Origin of the sequence: Chimaeribacter coloradensis (assembly GCF_002858715.1) — a bacterium.
Lineage (GTDB): Bacteria > Pseudomonadota > Gammaproteobacteria > Enterobacterales > Enterobacteriaceae > Chimaeribacter > Chimaeribacter coloradensis.
The window spans coordinates 1-332 of the sequence record NZ_PJZH01000100.1; the positions used below are offsets into that span (position 1 = coordinate 1).

Sequence of the window (332 nt, forward strand, 5' to 3'; positions counted from 1 at the left end):
AACAAGGGCCGCAACAGGCACCGGATATAGCGCAGTTAGGCATGACGCCGGAGGCGCTGGCCTGTTTCCGGCGCGTGCTGGCGCAGCCACAGGGGCTGGTTCTGGTCACCGGCCCGACCGGCAGCGGCAAAACCGTCACGCTCTACAGTGGGCTGAAGCAGCTCAACAGCCCGGCGCATAACCTCTGTAGTGTGGAAGATCCGGTCGAGATTCCGGTGGAGGGCATCAACCAGACGCAGGTCAACCCGAAAGCAGAACTGAGCTTTGCGCGCATTCTGCGGGCGCTGCTGCGCCAGGACCCGGACATCATCATGGTGGGTGAAATCCGTGAT

At 62.7% G+C, this 332-nt stretch carries 1 protein-coding gene; it reads left to right on the forward strand.

The features are described 5' to 3' along the window. The coding region (locus tag CYR32_RS21320) for a GspE/PulE family protein (protein WP_165698290.1) at positions 1 to 332 on the forward strand (332 nt) is incomplete at both ends.